Source organism: Streptomyces sp. NPDC050509 (assembly GCF_044457965.1).
Lineage (GTDB): Bacteria > Actinomycetota > Actinomycetes > Streptomycetales > Streptomycetaceae > Streptomyces.
On record NZ_JBITHL010000007.1, the window covers coordinates 420,911 to 439,584 of the forward strand.

The 18,674-nt window shown below is 71.1% G+C and carries 12 protein-coding genes; 7 read left to right on the forward strand and 5 right to left on the reverse strand.

What is annotated here, in order from left to right:
• Positions 1 to 117: 117 nt before the first annotated feature.
• The 4 genes from ACIBJC_RS22280 to ACIBJC_RS22295 all read left to right on the forward strand — a co-directional run bounded on the left by ACIBJC_RS22280 (position 118) and on the right by ACIBJC_RS22295 (position 5,959).
• The gene (locus ACIBJC_RS22280) at positions 118 to 2,160 is read left to right on the forward strand and encodes a pectinesterase family protein (protein ID WP_399295029.1); all 2,043 of its coding nucleotides are present in this window, start codon (positions 118 to 120) and stop codon (positions 2,158 to 2,160) included.
• A 56-nt stretch (positions 2,161 to 2,216) separates the two neighbouring features.
• Positions 2,217 to 3,554: an ABC transporter substrate-binding protein gene (locus ACIBJC_RS22285; RefSeq protein WP_399295031.1), complete on the forward strand. Its 1,338-nt coding sequence runs from the start codon at positions 2,217 to 2,219 to the stop codon at positions 3,552 to 3,554.
• Between the two features lie 127 nt (positions 3,555 to 3,681).
• Complete coding sequence (locus ACIBJC_RS22290; protein WP_399295033.1) at positions 3,682 to 4,545, forward strand: rhamnogalacturonan acetylesterase; 864 nt, start codon at positions 3,682 to 3,684, stop codon at positions 4,543 to 4,545.
• A gap of 76 nt (positions 4,546 to 4,621) precedes the next feature.
• Positions 4,622 to 5,959: a polysaccharide lyase family 1 protein gene (locus ACIBJC_RS22295; protein ID WP_399295035.1), complete on the forward strand. Its 1,338-nt coding sequence runs from the start codon at positions 4,622 to 4,624 to the stop codon at positions 5,957 to 5,959.
• A gap of 170 nt (positions 5,960 to 6,129) precedes the next feature.
• Here ACIBJC_RS22295 and ACIBJC_RS22300 read toward each other — a convergent pair whose 3' ends face one another.
• Entirely contained in the window at positions 6,130 to 6,945 is an 816-nt protein-coding gene (locus ACIBJC_RS22300) for a putative protein N(5)-glutamine methyltransferase (protein WP_399295037.1), read from the reverse strand.
• A gap of 397 nt (positions 6,946 to 7,342) precedes the next feature.
• On the opposite strand from ACIBJC_RS22300, the gene ACIBJC_RS22305 reads away from it, so the two are divergent.
• Complete coding sequence (locus ACIBJC_RS22305; RefSeq protein WP_399295039.1) at positions 7,343 to 8,401, forward strand: lytic polysaccharide monooxygenase; 1,059 nt, start codon at positions 7,343 to 7,345, stop codon at positions 8,399 to 8,401.
• Between the two features lie 41 nt (positions 8,402 to 8,442).
• Here ACIBJC_RS22305 and ACIBJC_RS22310 read toward each other — a convergent pair whose 3' ends face one another.
• On the reverse strand, positions 8,443 to 9,321 hold the full coding sequence (locus ACIBJC_RS22310; protein WP_399295041.1) for an esterase/lipase family protein: 879 nt from the start codon (positions 9,319 to 9,321) through the stop codon (positions 8,443 to 8,445).
• Positions 9,322 to 9,617: 296 nt separating this feature from the next.
• Here ACIBJC_RS22310 and ACIBJC_RS22315 point away from each other — a divergent pair, with 296 nt between their 5' ends.
• The gene (locus ACIBJC_RS22315; protein WP_399295043.1) at positions 9,618 to 10,760 is read left to right on the forward strand and encodes a DUF3533 domain-containing protein; all 1,143 of its coding nucleotides are present in this window, start codon (positions 9,618 to 9,620) and stop codon (positions 10,758 to 10,760) included.
• A 68-nt stretch (positions 10,761 to 10,828) separates the two neighbouring features.
• On the opposite strand, the gene ACIBJC_RS22320 is transcribed toward ACIBJC_RS22315, so the two are convergent.
• Positions 10,829 to 11,944 carry a S1 family peptidase gene (locus tag ACIBJC_RS22320; RefSeq protein WP_399295045.1) on the reverse strand — a complete coding sequence of 372 codons (1,116 nt, stop codon included), beginning with the start codon at positions 11,942 to 11,944 and terminating at the stop codon, positions 10,829 to 10,831.
• Between the two features lie 508 nt (positions 11,945 to 12,452).
• On the opposite strand from ACIBJC_RS22320, the gene ACIBJC_RS22325 reads away from it, so the two are divergent.
• Positions 12,453 to 13,319 (forward strand): alpha/beta fold hydrolase, encoded by an 867-nt coding sequence (locus ACIBJC_RS22325; protein ID WP_399295047.1) that lies wholly within the window; start codon positions 12,453 to 12,455, stop codon positions 13,317 to 13,319.
• Between the two features lie 56 nt (positions 13,320 to 13,375).
• Here the strand turns inward: ACIBJC_RS22325 and fxsT are convergent, their stop codons facing one another.
• Together fxsT and fsxC are read right to left on the reverse strand one after the other, a co-directional pair.
• Complete coding sequence (gene fxsT / locus ACIBJC_RS22330; RefSeq protein WP_399295049.1) at positions 13,376 to 17,332, reverse strand: FxSxx-COOH system tetratricopeptide repeat protein; 3,957 nt, start codon at positions 17,330 to 17,332, stop codon at positions 13,376 to 13,378.
• Positions 17,316 to 18,647: an FxsC protein gene (gene fsxC, locus ACIBJC_RS22335; RefSeq protein ID WP_399295051.1), complete on the reverse strand. Its 1,332-nt coding sequence runs from the start codon at positions 18,645 to 18,647 to the stop codon at positions 17,316 to 17,318. The genes fxsT and fsxC overlap by 17 nt, the downstream gene beginning before the upstream one ends.
• Between the last annotated feature and the right edge of the window lie 27 nt (positions 18,648 to 18,674).

Here is an 18,674-nt window from a genome sequence, read left to right on the forward strand (position 1 = left end):
GCCCGACACACCAGATCCGCCAGATCCGCCAGATCCGCCCGATTCACCCGCTCCGCCTGATCCGCCTGATCCGCCTGATCCGCCTTCCGACGCAAGCCCGTGAGGAGAGAGCCGCACATGACGCACCGCCGTAAGCGCTTTCGCATCGGGGCAGCCGCCTTCGCGTCCGCCCTGCTCACCCTGTTCGCGGGGGTCGCCACGACCCCCGCCGTCGCGGCGCCCGCCGCCCCCTACGGCCCCGCCCCCGCGCCCGCCGCCGTCTCCGGGGCCCCCTCCCCCGGCCCCTCCGGCCGGGTCCAGGACCGGATCTCCGAGGAGCCGCACGGCTTCGCCTCCCTCGCGGGCTCCACCACGGGCGGCCGGGGCGGCCAGGTCGTCACCGTGCGGACCCAGGCCGATCTGGCCCGCTACGCCGCCGCGGCCGAGCCGTACATCATCCGGGTCGCCGGGGCGATCGAGGTCGCGCCGTTCGGCTCGGACATCGTGGTGGCCTCGGACAAGACGATCGTCGGGGTCGGGACGGCCGGCGAGATCGTCCACGGCGAGCTGCATCTGCGGCCCGGCACCCACAACGTGATCATCCGGAACCTCACCATCAGGGACTCGTACGTCGAGGGCGACTGGGACGGCAAGACCCAGGACTTCGACGGCATCCAGATGGACTCCGTCCACCATGTCTGGATCGACCACAACCGGTTCACGCACATGGGCGACGGGCTGCTCGACATCCGCAAGGACAGCGAGTACATCACCGTCTCGTACAACCGTTTCGACGATCACAACAAGGCGTTCGGGATCGGCTGGACCGAGAACGCGAAGACCCAGATCACCATCGACCACAACTGGTTCAGCGGCACCAAGCAGCGCAACCCGTCCGCCGACAACTGCGCCTACGCCCACCTCTACAACAACTACCTCTCCGCGCAGGTCGCCGACGGCGATCCGGTGTGGAGTTACGGCAACTGGGCGCGCGGCCGGACGAAGATGGTGATCGAGAACAGCTTCTACGAGGACGTCCAGCACCCCTATCAGGCCGACGGGACCGCCGAGTTGGTGCAGCGCGGCTCGATCCTCAGGAACACGACGGGCCGCCGGGACACGTGGGGCACCGCCTTCCGGCCGCGCGACTTCTACCCGTACCGGCTGGACCCGGCGGCGGCCGTGCCCGCGCTGGTGAAGAAGTACGCGGGACCGCAGGCGTCGATCGGGACGGACACCGTGCTGAACGTACCGGCGGACTACCGGACCGTGCAGTCGGCCGTGGACGCCGTCCCCGCGGGCAACGACGGCCGGATCACCGTGGCGATCGCTCCCGGTACGTACCGGGAGCAGGTCCGGGTGCCCGCGACCAAGCCCCTGCTGGACCTCCGGGGCACCGGGAGCGACCGGTCCAAGGCGGTGATCGTCTACGACACCCCCAACGAGTACGGCGGTTCGAGCGGCAGCGCCACCGTGCTGATCGCCGCCAACGACGTCACCGCCCGCAATCTGACCTTCGTCAACGACTTCGACGAGGCGGCGCACGAGCTGAACAGCGAGCAGGCGCTGGCGATGAAGACGACCGGCGACCGGATCGTCTTCGAGAACACCGCCTTCAAGGGCAACCAGGACACCCTGATGACGGACAGCCCCCAACTGACCCGGATCAGCAGGGTCTACGTCCGCGACAGCTATGTCGAGGGCGATGTCGACTTCATCTACGGGCGGGCCACCACCGTCATCGAGCGCTCCCTGATCAGGGCGCTCAGCCGGGGCTCCGCCACCAACAACGGCTATGTGACGGCCGCTTCGACGTGGAAGGGCAACCCGTACGGCTTCCTGATCACCGGCAGCCGGATCGTCAGCGACGCCCCCGCCCAGTCCTTCCACCTCGGCCGGCCCTGGCATCCGGGCGGGGAGCCGGACGCGATCGCCCAGGTGCTGATCAGGGACACCGAGCTGCCCGCGGCGATCAAATCGTCGCCGTGGACGGACATGAGCGGCTTCCCGTGGCGGGACGCCCGCTTCTCCGAGTACCGCACCTACGGTCCTGGAGCGGCCGTGACACCGGACCGTCCGCAGATGACGGACGCCGACGCGGCCCGCCACCAGGTCGCCGACTACCTCGCGGGGCAGGACGGCTGGGCGCCGCACCGCACCCCGCCGCTGACGCGGCACTGAACTCCCACCGAACTCCACCCTCCACTCAACTCAACGACGAGAGAGAAGAGCCTGACATGAGAATCCCCATGGCATCCGGCGGCAGAGGACGGACCTCCGCCGCCGTCGCCCTGACCGCCGTCCTCGCCCTGACGGCGACCGCGTGCGGTGACGACGGCGGCGGCAGCGGCGGCGAGGGCTCGGGCAAGGGTGAGATCACCCTCTGGGACAACAACACCGGTGAGCGCAGGGACATCTGGGCGCAGATCATCAAGGACTTCGAGTCGCAGAACCCGGACATCAAGGTCAAGTACGTCGGGCTCCCGATCGACCAGGTCCAGGCGAAGTACGACACGGCGATCGACGGCGGCGGGCTGCCGGACGTCGGCGGTGTGGGTACGGCGTACCTCTCCAACCTGGTGGTACGCGATGTCCTGGACCCGGTCGACCAGCGCATCGACGACGGCGCGCTCAAGGGCAAGCTCGTCCCGGCCATGGTGGACAGTGTCAAGGCGGCGGGCGGCCGGGACAACATGTACTCCGTGCCGACCTCCACCAACAACGGCACGCTCTGGTACCGCACGGACCTGTTCTCGGCGGCGGGTCTCCAACCGCCCACCACCTGGGCGGCGTTCTACGACGCGGCGAAGAAGCTGACCGACGCCGGCAAGAACCAGTTCGGCTACACGATCCGGGGCGGCGCGGGGTCCATCGCGCCGGCGATGGACGCGATGTACGGGCAGTCCGGCATCACGTCCTTCTGGAACGGTGACAAGACCACGGTCAACGACCCGAAGAACGTGGCCGCCCTGGAGAAGTACGTCGCCCTGTACAAGAAGGTGACACCGTCGGCCGACGTCAACAACGACTTCATCAAGATGGTCGCGCAGTGGGACAACGGCTCCATCGGGATGCTGACCCACAACCTGGCCTCGTACCAGGACCATGTGAAGGCGCTCGGCAACGAGAAGTTCAAGGGCCTGCCCTACCCGGCGCTGGAGGACGGCAGCCGCGTCCAGGTCTCCAACCCGGTCGACGGGCTCGGGCTGTTCAAGAGCAGCAAGAACAAGGCGGCGGCCTGGAAGCTCATCGAGTTCGCCGCGTCCCACAAGTCCAACAGCGCGTGGAACGCGTCGGCGGGCTCCATCCCGGCGAACACCGACGCCGCCGAGGACGCCTGGATCAAGGACGCCGCGCCGACGGCCACCGCGATGAAGGCGCTGAGCGACGGTTCGACCAAGCTCGTCAACCTGCCGTACTACCTGCCCGACTGGAACACCATCAGCAAGAGCGGCAACGAGCCGAACTTCCAGAAGGTGCTGCTCGGTGACATGTCCGCGAAGGAGTTCGCTGACAAGATCGCCAAGGAGCTGAACGAAGCCCAGGCGGAGTGGAAAGAGCAGACCAAGAGCTGAGCCACGGCCGATGAGCTGACCAACCGGTCCGGCGGTGGGGCGCGTTCGCCCACCGGCCCCGCCGCCGGCCGCCTCCCCCTCTTCTGCACGGACTTCTGCACGGAAAAGGAAAGCGAGGCACACCGTCATGCCGATCTCCAGGAGACAGGCCGCAGCGGCCCTCTCCGTCTTACCTCTGACCGGCCTCCCCCTGGCCGCTCTCCCCGGGACCGCCGTCGCGGCGTCCTCGGCGGCGGGGGCGTCCCCCTCCCCGCCCCACCCGGTCCGCGCCCGGACTCTCTACATCGCGGGCGACTCCACGGCCGCGGACAAATACCTCGGTGCCGCCCCCGAGAGCGGCTGGGGCACGGCCCTCCCGTTCTTCCTCGGGAAACACCTCACGGTCGCCAACCACGCCGTGAACGGCCGCAGTTCCAAGAGCTTTTTGGACGAGGGACGGCTCGCCCCGATCCTCGACGCCCTGCGCCCCGGCGATCTGCTCCTCGTCCAGTTCGGGCACAACGACGAGAAGGACACCGACCCCACGCGCTACACCGAGCCCTGGTCCACCTACCAGGAGTGCCTGCGACGCTATGTGGCGGGCGCGAGGGAGGCCGGGGCGCGTCCCGTGCTGCTCACCTCAGTGGAGCGCCGGAGGTTCGACGCGGCGGGCAACTCCGTACCCACGCACGGCGATTACCCGGCGGCGATGCGCGCGCTGGCGGCGGCGGAGCGGGTCCCGCTGCTGGATCTCCAGGCCGCGACGCTGGCTCTGTGGCAGCGGCTGGGCGTGGCGGAGTCGAAGACGTACTTCAACTGGCTCGCCCCGGGCGAGTCCCCGAACTACCCCGACGGGGTCTCGGACAACACCCACTTCCGGCCGCGCGGCGCCGTCGCGGTGGCCCGTCTGGTGGCCCGCGGGCTGCGGGACGAGCGGGTGCTGGCACCCCGCGAGGTGCGCCGCCTCCGGGAGGAGATCCCGGAGTCCTGGCTCACCTGGCTGGACGACTGAGCCCCGCCCCACCACTCCACTCGACACCACTCGACCTGAACCTCATGGACATGGCACCGACCGAGGAGAAGCAGTGATGCGCACCTTTGGACGTCATGCACGGCTCGCCGCCACCGCCGTGGTGTGCGGTACGACCCTGGCTCTGGCCACGTTCGCCGCCCCGGCGCAGGCCGGCCCGGGCCCGGGTGCGGCGGGTGGCTCCGCGGAGCGCGCGGCCCTCGCCCCGGGCGACGGCTGGGCCTCCTCCGGCTCCGGCACCACCGGCGGCCGGGCCGCCGACGCCGAGCACGTCTACACCGTCACCACCTGGGCCCAGTTCAGAACGGCGCTGGCTAAGGCCGCCGACGCCCCGTCGATCATCCGGGTCAAGGGCACCCTCGACGCGCTCTCGGACGAGCAGGGCAACGCCCGTACCTGCGACGACTACGCGGCTCCCGGCTACTCCTTCGACCAGTACCTCGCCGACTACGACCCGGCGGTCTGGGGGTACGAGAACCCGGTGAGCGGCGCGCAGGAGGATCTGCGGGCCGCGTCCGCCAAGCGGCAGTCCGCGCAGATCATGGCGTACGTCCCGGCCGACACGACGGTCATCGGCGTCGGCAAGGACGCACGGATCCTCGGCGGCAGCCTCCAGATCAGGAACGTCGACAACGTCATCGTCCGCAATCTGACCTTCGAGGACACCTACGACTGCTTCCCGCAGTGGGATCCGACCGACGGCGACCTCGGCGAGTGGAACTCCGAGTACGACAACATGGTGGTGTACGGCACCACGCATGTCTGGGTGGATCACAACACCTTCACCGACGGCCGCCACCCGGACAGTGAACAGCCGCACTACTTCGGCCGGTTGTACCAGCAGCACGACGGGGAGCTGGACATCGTCCGGGGCGCCGACCTGGTCACCGTCTCGTGGAACGTCTTCGCCGACCACGACAAGACCATGCTGATCGGCAACAGTGACGGCGCGGCGGCCACCGACCGGGGCAAGCTCAAGGTCACCCTGCACCACAACCAGTTCAGGAACGTCGTCGAGCGGGCGCCCCGGGTCCGCTTCGGCCAGGTGGACACGTACAACAACCACTACGTGGCCCAGAAGCCGGCGGACCACGGCTACTCCTTCGGTGTGGGCTTCGAGTCCCAACTGTTCGTGGAGAAGAACGCGTTCACGCTGGCGGCGGGGGTGAACCCGGCGAAGATCCTGAAGAAGTGGAGCGACGCGCCGGTCACCACCGCGGACAACTACGTCAACGGGCGGCCCGTTGACCTCCTCGCCGTCCACAACGCGGGGATCCCCGAGGAGACCCTGCGCCCCGACGCGGGCTGGACGCCCACGCTGCGTACCGCCGTCGACTCACCGCGCGCGGTGCCGCGCGTGGTCGACTCCGGTGCGGGCGCCGGAAAGCTGCGCTGAGCGGATCCCGTACCGCTGTGAGCGGCGGGTACGGGGTACGGGCGCCCGTACCCCGTACCCGGCGCTCAGAAAGCCGGCCCCGGTCCGGACGGCCGTTGATGTACGCGGTGGTGACGCCGATGCCCAGGCTCATCGGTCGCCGCGCGACGGGAGTTCGCGGACGCGGCCGGCTACGGCCGGGTCCCGATGACCACCGTGGCGTACAGCTCCTCCGAGGTGGCCACGCGCGGCACCAGCCCGCTCCCCGCGAACGTCCGGGCGGCGCCCGCCGCCTGGCGCTCGCTCGTCTCGACCAGCAGGGAGCCGCCAGGGGCCAGCCACCCGGACGCCTCCGCCGTGACCCGGCGCAGCACGTCGAGCCCGTCCGCGCCGCCGTCGAGCGCCACCCGCGCCTCGTGTATCCGGGCCTCCGGGGGCAGCAGTCCGACCTCCTCGGTGGGAACGTACGGCACATTGGCGAGGAGGACGTCGACCCGGCCGCGCAGCGCGGCGGGCAGCGGGGCGTAGAGATCGCCCTCGTACACCCGCGCCCCGGCGGGCACATTGCGCCGGGCGCACCGTACGGCGGCGGGGTCGATGTCGGCGGCGTACAGCTCGGCCCCGTCGAGTGCGGCGGCCAGCGCCGCGCCGAGCGCGCCCGAGCCGCAGCACAGGTCGACGACGACCGCCCGGGGCGGGGCGAGCGCGGCGGCCCGGTCGACCAGGAACTCCGTACGGCGGCGGGGCACGAAGACCCCGGGGTCGACGGCGACCCGCAGCCCGTGGAACTCGGCCCAGCCGAGCACGTGTTCCAGGGGCAGCCCGCCGACCCTGCGGTCGACCATGGCGGCGAGGTCGTCCGGGGTCCGCGCGGTGGAGACGAGCAGCCGCGCCTCGTCCTCGGCGAAGACACAGCCGGCGGCCCGGAGCCGGGCGACGACCTCGGAGGGCGGAACGGCCGCCGAGGCCGGGGAAGCGGAGGAGGAAGGGGAAGAAGCAGACGACACGGGGAGCCTTTCGGGATGCCGATGGGCACTCCCGGCGGTCACCTATGCCTGATGAACCGCACGGCCGTGGGAGAGGAGCGCCCGACCTGGTACAGCGGTGATGGGTCTCGCCTCCTTCGGTGGTGGTGGGTACATCACTGTGTGCGTCGGACACCTTACCCGAGGCGGCCCCGGGCCGCGCGTGGATGCGCGGCGGCCCTTTCCCAGGCCCCTACTCTCAGGCCCCTCTTAGCCACACCTTAATTGCGGCATAAGGATGGGCTCCGCGCCCTTCTCACCGGCGATTCCGGGGTTTCGAGCGGCTAGCTTTCTGAGCGCTGGAGCGGCATGGCGGCGGGGAGGCCGCCTGCCGCTCCGGCGGTCTCACGCTCGTCCCCCTCCGAAGGAGTTCCCTTCCATGACCGCTCGACGCACGGCCACCGGGATCGTCGTCCTCGGCCTCGCCCCGCTCGCGCTGGCCGGTCTCGCCGCCGCGCCCGCTTCCGCCCACGGTTCGATGACGGACCCGGTCAGCCGGGTCGCCGCGTGTTTCGCCGAGGGGCCCGAGAGTCCGCGCTCCGAGGCGTGCAAGGCGGCTGTCGCGGCCAGTGGGACGCAGGCGTTCTACGACTGGAACGAGGTCAACATCCCGAACGCCGCCGGGAACCACCGGCAGATCATCCCGGACGGCGCGCTGTGCGGCGCGGGCCGTGACAAGTACAAGGGGCTCGACCTGGCGCGCGCCGACTGGCCGTCGTCGCCGATGAACGCGGGCAACCGCACCTTCCGTTACAAGGCCACCGCGCCGCACAAGGGTTCCTTCGAGCTGTACCTCACCAAGGACGGTTACGACCCCACGCAGCCGCTGAAGTGGTCGGACCTGGAGGAGAAGCCCTTCCTGACGGTCAACGACCCGAAGCTGGAGGACGGCGCCTACGTCTTCGACGGTGTGGTGCCGAACCGCTCGGGCCGGCACCTCCTCTACTCGATCTGGCAGCGCTCCGACAGCCCGGAGGCGTTCTACACCTGCTCCGACGTGGTCTTCGGCCAGGGCGGCGGCGGCGCGGCTGGTGCCGCCCCCACCGCCGCCCCGGTCGCTTCCGCGCCGACGGACCGGACGATCGAGGAGGGGACGGACAAGTCCTCCGTCGACCACAACGGCCATGGCGGGGACGCCGGTCACACCGCGGCCCCCGAGAAGGCGCCCGCCTCGGAGGCCGCGGCCCCGGCCCCCGAGGCCGACAAGGCGGAGTCCGACGACGCCGACGGCGCGCCGGAGGTGAAGGCCGCCGGCGCCCCGTCGGCGCAGTCGGCGCAGCAGCCCGCGGGCGGCCAGGTGAACCTCGCCGAGACCGGCGGCAACGCCACCACCCCGTATCTCGCGGTCGGCGGAGCGGCGGCCCTCGCCCTCGGCGCCGCGGTGACGTTCGGTACGGTGCGGCGCCGGGCGGCCACGACGGGACGCCACGGCCGCTGAGCCATCCGTCCGTACCAGGACGTACGGCTGACGAGGCCGGGTCAGCCGATCACCGACGCGCAGGTGGTCGGCGTCGCCCGGGCCGGGTCCAGCGCGTTGGCCACCTCGTGGAAGGCGATCCGGTCGACGAGTCCGAGCGTCGCGTGCTCGGACACGTCGACCGCGCACAGGTCCTGGATCAGCACGTTGCGCACGTCGGGACCGGTCAGGAACTGTGACCGGTACGGCGTGACGATCTCGTCGTACCGCGTGGAGATGACGGTGTAGCGGACCCCGGGCACCGTGTCGCCGCCCGCGTTGAGCTTGGTGAGGAAGGGCGATCCGGCGATCTGGTCGGCGAGCGCGGGGGTCTTCTCGACCAGCAGGTCCTTCGCCCCGGGGACGTACTCCAGCAGCTTGGTCAGCCCGAGCAGGGTGGTGCCCCGGTTGGAGGGCGCGATCCCGACGAGGGCGTTCACCTTCGCCGCGCCGCCCAGGAACTTCAGGTAGTAGCGCGGCATCATGCCGCCCTGGGAGTGGCCGACGAGATCGGCCTTCGGCGCGCCGGTGGCCGCGAGCACCTTGTCGACGTACGTGGCGAGTTGTGCGGCCGAGGCGTCGATGGGGCCCAGCCCATGAAGCAGGGGGACGCCGGGGAGCTGGCCGTAGTCGAGGGAGAAGACGCAGTATCCGCGGTTCACCAGGTACGGGGCGAGTCCGAGCCAGTTGTCGACGGAGTTGGCCAGGGTGCCGTGGACGAGGACTATCGGGCGGGGATGGGCGGTGGAGGGCTTGCACGAGAAGTCGTTCCAGCCGCTGCTGGTGACGGCAGCGGCGGCGGGTGCGGCGGTGGGGGTGGCGGCCACGGCGGGGGTGACCGTGACGGTGACGGCCAGCAGCAGGGTGGCCACCGGTCCGAGCACACGTTTCCAGGGCAGCATCGGGCGATCTCCTTGCGGCTCAAGGGAATGGCGATGACTGTCAGCCCTGTGGCCCGGACCACACTGAGGGGTGAACTACCGTCAAGTTACGCAGGAGTAAGGTGAAGAAGGAAGTTACGCGTCGGTAAAAGATGACGGCGCACCCCGGCGCGACCCGCCGTAGTTCGCTACGGCGCCGCCCGCCCTCCCGTCGCCCTCCCGTCCGGTCGGCACACCGTCCTGGCCACACACCCGGCCCTCGGCCATTCAGCCCCCTCCCGCCTGCGCGCACACCGTCGGCCCCGGAGCGTGGGGGCATGACTTTCGTCGACGAGGTGAAGAACGCCGTCTCCGTACGGACCGCCCTGCTCGTCCTCGGTGTGCTCGCGCTGCAGCTCCTGTTCATCGCGTCCTACGTGGGCGCGCTGCACAGCCCGAAGCCCACGGAGGTCAAGGTCGCCGTCGTCGCCCCTGGCCGGAGCGCCGGCCAGCTCACCACCGCGCTGAAGGGGCTGCCGGGCAAGCCGCTGGACCCGCGCACGCTCCCCGACGAGAAGACCGCGCGGCAGCAGATCATGAACCGCGACATCGACGCCGCGCTCGTCGTCCGGCCGAAGTCGATCAGCGACACGCTGCTGGTGGCCACCGGTCAGGGCACCAACGAGACCCGGGCCCTGGTGAACATCTTCGAGAGCCTGGAGTCGCAGCAGCAGCGCTCCCTCAGGCTGACGGACATCGCACCGGCCTCCGCCCGGGACGCGGGCAGCCTCTCGTCCTTCTACCTGGCGGTCGGCTGGTGCGTCGGCGGCTATCTGTGCGCCGCCGTCCTCGCGATCAGCCACGGGGCCCGGCCGGCCAACCTCAGCAGGGCCGTGATCCGGCTGGCCGCGCTGGCGGCGTACGCGATCGTCGGCGGCCTGCTCGGCGCGGTGATCACCGGCCCGGTGCTGGGGGCGCTGCCGGGCAGTGTGGCGGGCCTGTGGGGGCTCGGGGCGCTCACCGTCTTCGCGGTCGGCGCGCTCACCCTGGCGCTCCAGGCGCTCTGCGGGGTCGTCGGGATCGGGCTGGCCGTGCTGATCGTCGTGATCGCCGGGAACCCGAGCGCGGGCGGCGCCTACCCGCCGCCCATGCTGCCGGACTCCTGGCGGGCGATCAGCCCCGCGCTGCCGCCGGGCGCGGCCACCTGGGTCGCCCGGTCGATCGCGTACTTCCGGGGCAACGCGATCACCGGACCGCTGCTGGTGCTCTCCGCCTGGGCGGTGGCCGGTACGGCGGTCACGCTGGTCAGGTCGGCGTTCCGTACGAAGGGCCGCCCGGCCGGGCCGGACCGCGGGGCGCACCCTGGCGCCGGAACAGGCACGGGCCCCGGAACAGGTCCCGGCACCGGCGGCGGCACCGGAACCGGCCCTGGCACCGGCACCGGCACTGATGGCGCGACCGCCGCCGGGCCTTCCGTCTGACCGACGTGCGGGAGGGCCCGGCACACCCCTTCGGTGTGCCGAGCCCTCCGCCGTTCCGTGCCGTACGGTCAGCCGATCTCGGCGCCGTACTCGGCGAGCGCCGCCGTCACCGGCTGGAAGAACGTCTCGCCGCCCGAGGTGCAGTCACCGCTGCCGCCCGAGGTCAGTCCGAGCGCGGTGTCCCCGGCGAAGAGCGAGCCGCCGCTGTCGCCCGGCTCGGCGCAGACGGTGGTCTGGATGAGGCCGTTGACGATGTCGCCGTTGCCGTAGTTCACGGTGGCGTCGAGACCGGTGACCTCGCCGTCGTGCACCTGCGTCGTGGAGCCGCTGCGGACGACCTGCTGGCCGACCGTCGCGTCGCCCGCCCGCGTGATCTCCTGGCTGCTGCCGTCGTACAGGTTCACCTCGCTCGGGTGGTCCACCTCGGCGGTGTACTTGACCAGACCGAAGTCGCTGCCCGGGAAGGTGGAGCCCTCGGTCGTCCCGATCGCCTCGCCCTGCGTGTCGGACCAGCTCTGGATGGACTCCGTGCAGTGCCCGGCGGTCACGAAGTACGGCTCGCCGTCCTTGACCACGTTGAAGCCGAGCGAGCAGCGCGAGCCGCCGCCCGTGATGGCGTCGCCGCCCGCGACGTACGGCTTGAACTCCCCGGCGGTCTTCTTCAGTTGGGCCTTGGCGCCGAGCTTCTCCACCACGCCGCTGAGCTTCTCCCAGGCCGCGCCCTTGACCGTACGGTCGGCGGTGACGACCACCTTGTTGGCCACCGGGTCGAAGGCCCACGACGTGCCCGGGACGGACGCGTCGGCGGTGAGGGTCTGCCGGGCGCTCTTCAGGTCGGCGAGGGTGTTCTGGACCAGTCTCGCCCTGCCGCCCGCCTGACGGACGCTCTCGGCCGCCTGCTCGTCGACGACATTCACCACGAGCGCCTTGGCCGTGGCGTCGTAGTACGAACCGGCCGTGGCGTCACCGAGGTCCTTGCCGAGGGTCGAGCCGAGCTTTCCGGCCGCCGTCGCCGTCAGGGTCTTCACGGTGAACTGAGGGGTTTCCTCACTGGCGTTCGCATTTTGCAAGGTGAAACCCGCGGCTATCACGGCGATCGCCGCGCCGCCCGCGATCGTGGTGCGCTTCTTGGACATACGCCGATGGTTCAACGTCAACCTCCTGTGGGGACCGTGCCGGTCCATGTGGGGTGCACCGGCACGGAGGACGAGGCGCCTACTATTCCGAGATCGGGCTGTCGCACACAAGGTCGACTTCAGGACGCACACATGACCGACACATTGCGCTCCGGCGTATTCGGCCGCGGCCGAGAGCCCCGTCGGGGCGCCCTTCGCGCGACGCAACGACACGCACATGGCAGGGGCATGACATGTACCCCTGACTCTCCGTTCCGTTTCGCGAACACCTGCCGCAACCGCCACATCACCCACGGGTAAGGACTGGACCTGTCCGGAAACAACTCCCGCCACTTCCGCACACCGTTCACGGCGGTACCACCGGCGCGTTCGCTCAGGCCGCCCTTACGCAATCAGCTCCGAGCCGGGACAATCGTCCTGAACCAGGCTCTCCTACGGGGGATTCGAGCCGGTCATGGGCGCCGAGGGATAAGCACCACGGCGGCGGGGAATGCAGGGTCACGGTGCCTGCATGGGGCATGTACATCGGAGCACGCCGGAAGAAAGGGGCAGGGGGTTGCGACGTCGGGTGCGCGCGGCGGACGGGCGGCATCTGATGGTGGAGCGTCTGGGGGATCCGCGGGGCAGACCGGTCTTCCTGCTGCACGGCACGCCGGGCAGCAGGCTCGGACCCGCGCCGCGCGGCATGGTGCTGTACCAGCGGGGCATGCAGCTCATCGCCTACGACCGGCCGGGTTACGGCGGTTCCGACCGGCTCGAAGGGCGCAGTGTGGCCGATGTGGCCCAGGACGTGGCGACGATCGCCGACGCCCTCGGCCTCGACCGGTTCGCCGTCGCGGGCCGCTCCGGCGGCGCCCCGCACGCCCTGGCGTGCGCCGCGCTGATGCCGGACCGGGTGACCCGGGCCGCCGCACTGGTGCCGCTCGCGCCCTGGGACGCGGACGGCCTCGACTGGTTCGAGGGCATGGCAGCGTCCAACGTCGCGGCGTACACCACCGCGGCCAAGGACCCGGCGGGCGTGGCGGCGCGGCTCATCCCGCGCGCCGCCGCCATCCGCGAGAACCCGGTGCAACTGCTGGACGATCTGCGCAGAGAGCTGACCGACTCGGACCGCATGGTGGTCTCGGACGCCGGGCTCAGAATGATGCTGCTGCGCAACTACCAGGAGGGGCTGAGCGATTCGGCGTACGGCTGGATCGACGACGCGGTGGCCTTCGCCAGCCCGTGGGGGTTCGACCCCGCCGACATCCGCACGCCGGTGCTGCTCTGGCACGGCGAGAAGGACGTCTTCTCACCGGTCGGCCACGCCCGCTGGCTCGGGGAGCGCATCCCGGGCGCGACGGTCGTCCTGGAGCCGACCGCGGCGCACTTCGCCTCCCTGCACGCCCTGCCCAGAAGCCTCACCTGGCTCCTGGCCGACTGAGCGGGCCGAGAAGTACGGCGCCGGGCGCGGGCCCGGCGCCGTACCCCTGGCAGGTCTCACACCGCCAGTGGCTCCAGGTCGCGGTAGACCCGCCGGTCGTCCCGTGCGAAGCGGGTCAGCGCGTGCTCCTCGCCGAGCAGCCTGACCAGTTCCTCCACGGTCTCCACCCGGAGCTGCGCCGCCTCGCCCTTGCGGCCCAGCGCCCCCAGCGTGACGCACATGTTGGAGGTGACGGCCAGCGTCTCCGGATGGCGCGCGCCCAGCGAGACGCGCAGCCCGGCGACGGCGCTCCGCTCGGTCACCAGCGCCTCGTCCAACTCGCCCAGGTCCGCCTTGGCGTTGGCGAGGCTGACCGTGCAGAAGAGCGTGTGCGGATGTTCGTCGCCCAGCACCTCCCGCATCGTCCGCAGCGCGCCCTGGAGAAGCTGCTGGGCCAACTCCGGTGCCCCGCACCCCCAGTGGAAGAGGCCGAGGTTGTTGATCGCGGCGAGGGTGTACGGGTGGCGGGCGCCCGGCACCCGCAGATACTGGTCGACGACCTCCTGCGTCAGGTCCCTGGCCGCCACCGGCTCCCCGGCGGCGAAGTGGTCGGCCGCCATGTTGAGATCGCAGGCGAGCGTGTCCGGGTTGACGTCCGCGCCGTACTTGGCCCGGTAGCGGTTCCTGGTGGCCGTGGTCAGCCGCCGCGCGTCCTCCAGCAGCCCCGCCCTGCGCAGCGACACGGCCAGGCTCTTGGCCGCCGCCAGGGTGCCGGGGAACGCCCGCCCCATCCGCTCCTTGTAGAGGGCGTACGTCCGGCTGAGCACCGCGACCGAGTCCTCGTACCGGCCGATCTCCCGCAGGTCGCGCCCGAGGCTGGTGGCGGAGGAGAGCGTGTACGGGTGCTCGGGGCCCAGCACCTCGGTCCTCCGGTCGAAGACCTCCTGGTCCATCTCGCGCGCCTGGGCGTACCGGCCGACCATGCGCAGGTTCAGCGCCCGGTTGTTGGCGGCGGCGAGCGTCCTCGGGTGGGACTCGTGGAAGATCCCGCTGAACCCCTCGTGCGCCTCGGTCGCCAGCTCCATCGCCTTGGCGTACTCGCCGAGCGTGCCGAGGTCCATCGCGAGGCCGCTGGTGGTCATGTACGTGTGCGGATGCGTCGACCCGAGCACCCTGCGCTGCCGGGTCAGGGTCTCCTCGTCCAGCTCCCGCGCCTCCACGTAACGGCCCTGCGAGCGGAGGATGTTGGAGAGGTGGAAGCGCAGGTACAGATACTGCGGGTCGTCGTTGCCGAGCGTCTCGCGCCAGAGGTCGCGCAGTTCGCCGGCGAGTTCGAAGGCGGCCGGCAGATCGCCGCGCTTCCACAGGTAGCGCACCCGGTCGATCAGCAGCCGGCGGGTCTCGGGGCGCTTGCAGAGGCTCGCCTCCGAGGTGATGAGATGCGGCCAGATCGTGTTGAACCGGTCCCAGGTGCCGGGGTTGTCGATCGGCTCGTCGCCGTCGGGCCTGGCGCCCGCGAGGATCCGGTGGACGGCGTGCCGGGCGTCGCGCTGCTCCTCCTCGGTGAGCTGGGCGCGGATGATCGCCTGGACCAGCCGGTGCACCTGGATGCTGTTGCCGACCTGGTCCACCTTGGCCAGCGCGAACCGGCCGATCTCCCGGATGACCCGGCCCAGCACCAGCGTCTCCTGGAGCGAGACGTCGTACGGCTTGAGCGCCTCGATCATCTCCTTGCTGTAGAGGAGGTTCGCGGAGATCGGCTCGGGGGCGAAGAAGGCGCAGAGCTGGAGGAGCCGTACCGCGGCCGGTGAGCGCTCCTTGAGCCGGTCGATGGAGATGTTCCAGGTCGCGGCGACGGGCTCCGGGTAGCCGGCGGGCTGGTTGAGGGAGAGCACCCCGGCCGCCTGCTGGCCCAGTTGGTCCAGGTACTCCGAGACGGGCGTGGCGGTCTCCGCGATCCAGGCGGCGGCCTGTTCGACGGCGAGCGGCAGGTCCCCGACGGCGGTGGCCACCTTGTCGGCGTCCACGAGGTTCAGCCCGGGGGCGCGCCGCTGGAGGTGTTCGACGGACTCCTCCCGCAGGAACACGTCGACGGGCAGCGCGTCACCGTACTGCGACCAGGTCTGGTTGCGGGAGGTGACCAGGACATGGCCGGGGCCGCCGGGCGGGAAGTAGCGCTGGACCAGCTCGGGGTCGTCCGCGTTGTCGAACACCAGCAGCCAGCGGGTGGACGGCACACCGCGCCGCAGCAGGTCGACGGCCTCCATCGAGGCGGCGGCCATGTCGTCGCCGCCCCGGGCGCCGAGCCGTACGGCCAGCTCCGCGAGGGAGGCGACCACGTCGGCGGTCTGTTCCGAGGAGATCCACCAGACCAGGTCGTAGTCGGCCATGAAGCGGTGCACGTACTCCAGCGCCACCTGGGTCTTGCCGATGCCGCCGAGTCCGTACAGGGTCTGCGGCTGCGGCAGGACGACGGCCATGCCGCCGCCGAGCTGGTCGCGCATCCGCTCCAGTACGGCGGAGCGCCCGGTGAAGCCGGGGTTGCGGGCCGGCGCGTTCCAGATCTTGGGTACGGTGCCGGGGAAGCGCGGCCCCGGCGCGACGGCGTCGGCGAGCTGGACGGGCCGTTCCAGGGCGCGCAGCAGCGCGGTGGTGGCGTGGGTCTCGTCCAGGCGGAAGAGGTCGACGGGGTTGCGGTCGATGTACGGGGCGGTGAGCCGTACGTCACCGACGCGCACCGGGAGCAGCCGGCGCCGGGCGCCGCCGGGGTCCTCGGAGGCGGAGCGCGAGAAGACCTCCACGGCCCGCGCGGACTTGAGGTAGGCGGCGGAGAGCAGCACGACCGTGCGGGTGGCGTTGTCGTAGTGGATCGAGAGCGAGCCGGTGTCGCCGCCCTTGGGCCCGGCGGGCGGTTCGGCGGAGACGTCGCGCGGTACGACGCGGAACCCGGCCCGGGTGAGGACGGATTCGATCCAGTCGGCCCACATCCGGTTCTCGGCCACGTAGCTGAGGTGGAGGTCGGCGGGGAGGGCGGGCCTGCGCCGGGTGAAGGCGTCCCTGATCCGCAGCCTGGCCTCGTCGCCGACGGCGGGCATCGTGGTGACGGCGCCCTCGGTGACATAGGCGGTGAGCCGTTCGAAGGCGGAGAGCAGGGAGTTGGAGAGCCCCGCCTCGTCACCGAAGGTCGCCAGGGTCTCCTCGTACGCGTAGTAGGGGCGGTACGGGATCTCCACCGCGCCCCAGTAGGCGGTGAGGCGCTCCCCGGTGAGTCCGGCGGGGAACCGGTCGAACTTCAGCCGGGCCAGGGCGCGTCCGGCGTCCGCCTTCTCCTTCTCGCCCTCGTCGATCCGCATCGGTACGGGGAAGATCCGGATGCCCCGGCCGCCGTAGCGTTCGTCGATCTGGCGGGCCACGGCGGCGGCGCCGTCGATGGACTGGTCGCTGAGGGTGAAGCAGTCGACGAGGACGTCGGGCAGGTGGACGGTGCAGATGTCGGCGATGTCGCTGAGCCCGGTGCGGCTGTCGATGAGGACGTAGTCGTAGTGGGCCTTCATGTCCTCGCGCAGCGCGTCGAAGAAGTGGCCGCCGCCGAGCCGGTCGTAGAAGTTGTCCCAGTCGAAGGTGGAGACGGTCGCGGAGTACTCGCGGTTCTGCCGTCCGGCGGAGACGAAGTCGAGGGTGCCGCCGTCGGGGAACTCCCAGCCGAGGTGTTCCGGGGTGAGCGAGACGGCGTGCGGCTGGATCCGCGCGTACTCGCGGTGCCAGTCGTCGGGGCGGTCCACGGGGCTGGTCGCGGCCCAGGCGTACTCGGTGATCAGGTCGATGACCCCGGTGGTCGCGCCGAGGGTCGAGGGGTCGAGGAAGGGGTGGAAGAAGCGGTGCAGGCCCGGTGCTTCGAGGTCCCAGTCGACCGCGAGGACGCGCTTTCCGTTGGCGGCCAGGATCCAGGCCGTGTTGGCGAGGGCCATGGTGCGGCCCGTACCGCCTTTGTACGAGTAGAAGGTGACGATGCGTCCGTCACGACGTGCTGTCATCCGTGTCCTCCGCATCGGGCGCCAGGTCGTGCGTCTGGGGAACGTAGTGCGTCGTGGCGTACTCGGCGGCCATCGGGCCGCGCAGTCTCGGCCGTTCGGTGTGGCTGCCGCCGGCCGGCGGATAGACCTCCGCGTGCCGCAGGTACTGCTGGGCCGCCGCTTCGACGACCTGGGGCAGTATCTGGCCGAACGCCTCCATGCTGGGCACGCCCTTGGCGGCGGCCCGGCAGGCGGCGCGCCCCTGCCCCATGTTCCTGGGCATGGTCCGTTCGAGTTTCTCGCTCAACTCGGCCTGGGCCGCCCGGCTCTGTTCGTCCTCACGGTTCCACGGGACGACGACGCTCACCCAGGGCCGGTGTTCGGCGTCGAACGCGGCGAGCCGCTCGCGCTGTTCCTCGTCGTTCAGGGCCCATCGGTCGACCAGCAGTATCTCCGGCCGTACGGGGGCCTGTTTGCCTTCGTGGGGTACCGACACCTCGTCGAACGAGACGATGTCCGCCTGGTAGTTGAGGGAGCGCACCAGGTCCCGGGCGACATACGCCAACGGCCGTGCCGAGTCCGGGTGGTAGGGGTTCCAGTCCTGGGCCATGCCCCCGTAGTAGTCGGCCGTACGGCCCTCCGGCAGCCCGTGCCGGGTGGGCGCGGCCACGGTGACCTGCATCGGGCGGGGCCCGCCGCTGGCGCCGAAGGCGCTGGGCGCGCTGCGGTAGTCGACGGGGCGCCCGGGGCCTATCGCGGCGGTGTCGGCGACGCTGACGATGCGCTTGGCGAGTTCGTAGACGGCCCGCTGGTACTCGTCCTCGAATATCCGGAGTTTGATCAGCCCGTACAGTCCGTCGGTGACGTAACGGTCCCCGAAGTCCCGGTGGTTGAACTGCAACCGCTCGGCGGGGCCCGGCAGGTGCCGGGGCGGTACGGGCACCCAGAGGGCCGGGACGATCGCCTCGGCCGTGGTGTTGTTCTTGGCCTGCTCGTAGATGACGCGCTGGGCGAAGGCGTACCACTCCTTGCCGCACATCTCGCTGGCGAAGTAGCGCGGCGAGAACAGCGGCACGAACACCCGGCAGGTGGCGAGCACATCGGCGAGCCGCTCCGACCAGCCCTCGCCCGACCGCATCTCGCGGTCGATGAATCCGGCCTGGGCCCCGGCGGGCAGATCCGTCATGGCCATCACGTGCTCGGACAGATCCCGGAAGAGCTTCTGCACCCACATGTCCGGGTCGGCCCCGGAGGCGCCGTCCCTCGGTGTGTGCGCGTAGCTCAGGAAGAAGTACGGCCGATGGTCGACCGCTCGCTGCTGCGGTGACGCGTGCACACGACCCCCGTCCTGTGGTGAACACCC

Excerpts from the sequence above, each read along its gene's own strand:
- ACIBJC_RS22280 (WP_399295029.1), top strand. The coding sequence starts at position 118 with ATGACGCACCGCCGTAAGCGCTTTCGCATCGGGGCAGCCGCCTTCGCG.
- ACIBJC_RS22285 (WP_399295031.1), top strand. The coding sequence starts at position 2,217 with ATGAGAATCCCCATGGCATCCGGCGGCAGAGGACGGACCTCCGCCGCC.
- ACIBJC_RS22290 (WP_399295033.1), top strand. The coding sequence starts at position 3,682 with ATGCCGATCTCCAGGAGACAGGCCGCAGCGGCCCTCTCCGTCTTACCT.
- ACIBJC_RS22295 (WP_399295035.1), top strand. The coding sequence starts at position 4,622 with ATGCGCACCTTTGGACGTCATGCACGGCTCGCCGCCACCGCCGTGGTG.
- ACIBJC_RS22305 (WP_399295039.1), top strand. The coding sequence starts at position 7,343 with ATGACCGCTCGACGCACGGCCACCGGGATCGTCGTCCTCGGCCTCGCC.
- ACIBJC_RS22310 (WP_399295041.1), bottom strand. The coding sequence starts at position 9,321 with ATGCTGCCCTGGAAACGTGTGCTCGGACCGGTGGCCACCCTGCTGCTG.
- ACIBJC_RS22315 (WP_399295043.1), top strand. The coding sequence starts at position 9,618 with ATGACTTTCGTCGACGAGGTGAAGAACGCCGTCTCCGTACGGACCGCC.
- ACIBJC_RS22320 (WP_399295045.1), bottom strand. The coding sequence starts at position 11,944 with ATGGACCGGCACGGTCCCCACAGGAGGTTGACGTTGAACCATCGGCGT.
- fxsT (WP_399295049.1), bottom strand. The coding sequence starts at position 17,332 with ATGACAGCACGTCGTGACGGACGCATCGTCACCTTCTACTCGTACAAA.